At 74.4% G+C, this 3,172-nt stretch carries 3 protein-coding genes; 2 read left to right on the top strand and 1 reads right to left on the bottom strand.

Annotated features, from left to right (window positions below; genetic code table 11):
- The coding region (locus ACFXGA_RS21515) for a LysE/ArgO family amino acid transporter (protein WP_378090527.1) at positions 1 to 553 on the bottom strand (553 nt) is incomplete at its 3' end.
- 72 nt (positions 554 to 625) lie between these two features.
- Here ACFXGA_RS21515 and ACFXGA_RS21510 point away from each other — a divergent pair.
- Together ACFXGA_RS21510 and ACFXGA_RS21505 are read left to right on the top strand one after the other, a co-directional pair.
- A complete protein-coding gene (locus tag ACFXGA_RS21510; RefSeq protein ID WP_378090525.1) occupies positions 626 to 1,486 on the top strand; it encodes a LysR family transcriptional regulator ArgP in 861 nt (286 codons plus the stop codon).
- A gap of 148 nt (positions 1,487 to 1,634) precedes the next feature.
- On the top strand, positions 1,635 to 3,029 hold the full coding sequence (locus tag ACFXGA_RS21505) for a DNRLRE domain-containing protein (RefSeq protein WP_378090518.1): 1,395 nt from the start codon (positions 1,635 to 1,637) through the stop codon (positions 3,027 to 3,029).
- Positions 3,030 to 3,172: the final 143 nt, after the last annotated feature.

The raw sequence follows: 3,172 nt of genomic DNA, 5'->3' as shown, positions 1-3,172 counted from the left end.
CGACCACGGCGACCGCCGCGTCCAGCGCCCGCCACGCCGAGGGCCGGGTGAACGCGCCGGACAGCCACCGCGCGCCGAAGCCGAGCGCGCTGAACCACAGCACGCTGCCGGCGACCGCCCCGGCCGCGAACCACCAGCGCTGGTCGCCGAACCCGGTGGACGCGGTGCCCAGCAGCAGCACGGTGTCCAGGTACACGTGCGGGTTCAGCCAGGTCAGCGCCAGGCACGTGACGATCGCCGCGCCCGCCGCCGGGCCCGCCGGGTCCAGGGCGGCCGGGCGCAGCACCCGCCGGGCCGCCAGCACCCCGTAGCCGACGAGGAACGCCGCGCCGACCCATCGCACGGCCGTCATCGCGGTGGGCCACGCGGTCAGCGCCGCGCCGACGCCGCCCACGCCCAGGGCGATGAGCACGGCGTCGGAGCCGGCGCAGATGGCGACGATCGCGGGCACCTGCCGGCGGAGCACGCCCTGGCGCAGCACCAGGGCGTTCTGGGCGCCGATCACGACGATGAGGGACAGTCCGGTGCCGAGCCCGGCGAGCAGCGCGTACATCACGCGGTCGACGGTAGGCACGGGCGTCGCGTAATCCCAGCTAACTTTTCTTCAGTATCGTTAGCGATCGTGATGCTCGATCCGGAGTCCGTGCGCACGCTGCTGGCCGTGGTGGACGAAGGGACGTTCGACGCCGCGGCGAAGGCGTTGCACGTCACCCCGTCCGCGGTGAGCCAGCGGATCAAGTCGTTGGAGCAGCGCACCGGCCGCGTCCTGCTGGTGCGCGCGAAGCCCGCGCGGCTCACCGAGTCGGGCGCGGTGGTCGCCCGCTACGGCCGGCAGCAGGCCCTGCTGGACCGCGACGCGCGGGAGGCGCTGGGCCTGGTCGAGGACCCCACGCCGATCCCGGTCGCGGTCAACGCCGACTCGCTGGCCACGTGGTTCCGCCGGGTGGTGCGGGAACTCGCGGCCGACGACGGGCTCGTGCTGAGCGTGCGGCGCGACGACCAGGACCACACGGCCGAGCTGCTGCGCCAGGGGCTCGTCGTGGGCGCGGTCACGTCGTCGCCCCGGCCGGTGCAGGGCTGCGTCGCCCGGCCGCTCGGCAGCATCCGCTACCACGCCGTGGCCACCCGGGCGTTCGCCCGCCGCTGGCTCGCCGACGGCAGGCCGCTGCACGACGCGCCGGTGATCGTGTTCGACGAGAAGGACGACCTGCAGGACCGGTTCTGCCGCGAGCTGTCCGGCCGCGACGCCTCGGCCCGCCGCCACCACCTGCCCGACGGGCACGTGTTCGAGGACGCCGTGGTCGCGGGCGCGGGCTGGGCGCTGCTCACCGAGCACCAGATCGCCGCGCACCGCCGGCTCGTCCACCTCGCCCCCGACCGGCCGGTGGACGTGCTGCTGCACTGGCAGCAGTGGAAGCTCGACTCGCCCCCGCTCGCCCGGGTCGCCGACGCGGTGTTCCGCGCGGCGGCGGCCGAGCTGCACTGAACGGCCGGGACACCCGGTCGCCGACGCGCGGGTGAGCGATTCGCCGGGCGTTCACCGGCCGTCCGCCCGACCATCACCACGCAGTGTCCCCGCGTCCCTACTCTCTGCGAAGCCCTGATCGCCTCGTTCGAAGAACGAAGGGTTACGCATGTCAGCACGCAGAGCCCCGCTGGCGCTGCTCGCCATCGGCGCCGTCACCGCCGCCACCCTCACCGCCGTCGCGGCCTCCGGGCACGTGCCCGCCGCCTCGGCCGCCACCACCACCGTCACCCCGACCGCCGACACCCACGTCGACAGCTCCGCCGCCGCCACCAACCACGGGACCTCCGGGCAGCTCGGCGTGGACGGCTCGCCGACCAAGCGGGTGTTCCTCAGGTTCACCGTCTCCGGCGTCTCCGGCACGGTCACCGGGGCCACGCTGCGCCTGCACACCGACGACGTCTCCGGCTCGAACAGCCCGGCCGGCGGCACGGTCCGCGCCATGACCGACACCACGTGGTCCGAGACCGCCGTCACCTGGAACGACCAGCCCGCCGTGGACGGGGCCACCCTCGGCTCGCTCGGCTCCGTCTCCCGCAACGCCTGGTACGAGGTCGACGTGACCGCGCACGTGAAGGGCAACGGCACGGTCGCCTTCGGCATCACCTCCACCAGCACCGACGGCGCGGACTACGACTCCCGCGAGACCGGCGCCACCGCGCCGCAGCTCGTCGTCACCACCGGCGCCGCCCCGAACACCACCACCGCACCGCCCGGCGCCGACCCGGTGCTGGTCGGCGTCGGCGACATCGCGAACTCCGGCTCCGGCGACACCGCCACCGCCGCCCTGCTCGACGGCATCCCCGGCACCGTCTTCACCACCGGCGACAACGTCTACGACAGCGGCACGGCATCGGAGTTCGCCACCTACTACGACCCGACGTGGGGCAGGCACAAGGCCCGCACCCGCCCGTCGCCCGGCAACCACGACTACGGCACCGGCGGCGCGGCCGGCTACTACGACTACTTCGGCGCGCAGGCCGGGCCGTCCGGCCGGGGCTACTACTCCTACGACCTGGGCAACTGGCACATCGTGTCGCTCAACTCCAACATCGGCACGGCGGCGGGCTCGGCGCAGGAGCAGTGGCTGCGGGCCGACCTCGCGGCGAGCACCAAGCCGTGCACGGCGGCGTACTGGCACCACCCGCTGTTCACCTCGGGCGCGAACCACGCCCCGTCCACCGCGACCCGGCCGCTGTTCCAGGCGCTCTACGACCACAACGCCGACGTGGTGATCTTCGGCCACAACCACCAGTACGAGCGGTTCGCGCCGCAGAACCCCAGCGGCGGCCTCGACACCACGCGCGGCATCCGCACGTTCGTCGCCGGCATGGGCGGCGCGAGCCACTACGGCTTCGGCACCATCCGACCCAACAGCGAGGTCCGCAACAGCACCGCCTACGGCGTGCTGAAGCTGACCCTGCGCAGCACGGGCTTCGACTGGCAGTTCGTGCCCGTGGCGGGCCAGACGTTCACCGACAGCGGCAGCACCGCCTGTCACTGACCCGCCCGACGCCGCGCCCGGTCGTCCCCCCCCCCCGCCGCCGCCCCCCCAACGGGCGGACGGGGGCGGAGACAAAAAACACCCCACCACACCCCCCCGGGGGCGTGGGGGGGGGCGCAACGCACGACCCCCCGCGCGGGGAA

It is taken from the genome of Actinosynnema sp. NPDC059335 (assembly GCF_042752395.1).
Lineage (GTDB): Bacteria > Actinomycetota > Actinomycetes > Mycobacteriales > Pseudonocardiaceae > Actinosynnema.
This window is presented reverse-complemented; position numbering and strand designations above follow the sequence as displayed.